General features: G+C 40.7%; 2 protein-coding genes and 1 pseudogene. 2 read left to right on the top strand and 1 reads right to left on the bottom strand.

Annotated features, from left to right (window positions below; all coding sequences use genetic code 11):
* Positions 1-509: 509 nt before the first annotated feature.
* Positions 510-1,028, bottom strand: coding sequence for an NUDIX hydrolase (locus BCT81_RS27330; protein ID WP_102426494.1), 519 nt, complete (start codon positions 1,026-1,028; stop codon positions 510-512).
* Positions 1,029-1,396: 368 nt separating this feature from the next.
* Here BCT81_RS27330 and BCT81_RS27325 point away from each other — a divergent pair, with 368 nt between their 5' ends.
* Positions 1,397-1,660, top strand: coding sequence for a DUF333 domain-containing protein (locus tag BCT81_RS27325; protein WP_102426493.1), 264 nt, complete (start codon positions 1,397-1,399; stop codon positions 1,658-1,660).
* 196 nt (positions 1,661-1,856) lie between these two features.
* Positions 1,857-2,049: pseudogene (locus BCT81_RS27320) on the top strand (hypothetical protein); the annotation flags it as partial.

Below are 2,049 nucleotides of genomic sequence, written 5' to 3'. Positions count from 1 at the left end.
CTAAATAAATGTGTCCCTAAAATCTGATGCTACGAGACAAAGGATGTCTACTTTTTTATTTTGGCGCCGACAAAACGAGTTGCATAAGTAGGTTAAGCAAGAGTGAAGCCAAGTTTTTTTAAACTTAGAAAACAAATCTAACACCATGAAATTATTAGTTTATTTACCTACATTCTCCTTAGGTTCTAGACCCAATAAACACTATCTTCAAAATAGGAATCAATTTGATGAATGAAGTAACTCAATTTGACAGCTTGTCATAGATAGGAGTGAGAGAAGTAGACTCCAAGCAAATAAAAATGTCGTTCAAACAGCAGGAAGCTGCATGAAACTGGAGAAATAATGACTATTGACTGTAAGCAAAGTTGGGGGGGGGGCTGCAAGCGCTAACGATGAACTGCTTAAATGCGGGGTGAAATTAAACAGTTCAAAGATCAATGTCGGCTGCAGTGCAGTTACAGCTGAACAATTACTGCTGTGCTATTACTGCAATATAAGCTTGGGTGAGATTAAAGCATTTCTTTTGCGATCAAATGCAACAAAAACGTCTCGCGCTCAATGCTCATACCCTTTTTAGGACTTTCGGCCATCGTCTTTTCATTATGAGCAATCGCTTCATGGATGTTCATCCACACAGGCTTCATTCCGTTTTTAACTTCGTAATCTTCGTAAGCTGTCTCACCCAGCTCGCGGTCAATCTTGCACGAATAGCAGTAGGAAATCATATGCATTATATCTGCATCATCTTTGTACCAAGGGCGAAACTCTTCAAAAATTCCAAACGGCTCAATGCCATGAATGTTCTTTGCACCCGTCTCTTCTTCAAGCTCTCGGACCATGCCCGCAATCACATCTTCGCCTTCATCTAAACCGCCACCAGGGATGGTGTAGTCGTGGTAACGCTCGGTATACAGCATCAGAATATCTTCACCATCTAAGACAATCGCTCTGGCGGCATTACGCCTATAAACTGTTTTGTTATCTAGGTGATCGATATCTGGGTGAATGGTGGTTTTTAGGTGTCTCATGGCTCTAACTGCGCAACTGAATTTGGCGGCATCATATCATAATCATTCATAGATTCGAGGTTCATAGCGGTTCACATCAACACGCCTTCTAACTTTGTACCTCATAGCCGATAAAGCAAGAAAACATCACATAACCTCTGAAAAGCCTTCACTCAACAATTCATGCCCTTCTCTCGCCCGGCTAGCTTAGCTTGATCTAGCCCTCAAAAAGCAGCTAAACATGGCGAAATATCAACCTATTTCAATATCTTGACCAAATTAGAACAACCTTTTCTGAAATCTAAAATATACTCATTTGATAGAGCTTCTAATTGGGTTCTGTAGAACTTAACGTATTCAACTATAGAGTTATCACGTAGGAGATAAACATGAAGAAAATTGGTTTGATGGCTGTATTTGCCGTTGTATTAGGTGGTTGTGCAAACGACTATGCAGAGTATAGCGAAGGCCAACGTGTTTCAGTCGCTAATCCAGCGGCCGTTTATTGTGTTCAACAGGATGGCGAATTAGACACGGTCACAGAAAACAATCAACGCACCACTTATTGTGTTTTTGATAGCGGTGAACGTATTGAGCAATGGGAATATTACCGAAATAATCATGAGCAAGACTCAGAAGCTAAAAGTGAATAGCGCTCCACTCTGATACCCACCAATACCTTCCCCTCTTTAATTCAACCAATTACGTAAACTGGCTGCCAATTGGCAGCGGTTTACCGTATATACACACCAATTGTACACTGTTTTATTGCTGACATTTCCCTGACATTGTCAAATTCCAAGCGGATAGAATGCCGGCCTGTTACAAATATTTACAGGTTGAATTGAAATGAAGAACCATTCTAAAACGGAAGAGCAAACTCACATGTCTTTTGAACTCCCTGAGTTCACCCTTTCTCAATCGACCTCTCAAGTGATCTACAAGCGTTGCCAAACCGCTTTAGTCGTTCTCGCTATTGGTATTATTGCTAACTTAGCGCTAAGAATTGATTTTGTATTATTGAACGGAAATGTTGGTGAGA

The sequence above is a fragment of the Vibrio sp. 10N.261.52.A1 genome, from assembly GCF_002876325.1.
Lineage (GTDB): Bacteria > Pseudomonadota > Gammaproteobacteria > Enterobacterales > Vibrionaceae > Vibrio > Vibrio chagasii.
Note: the sequence above shows the minus strand (reverse complement) of the source record. Positions and strands in the feature narration are given on the sequence as shown.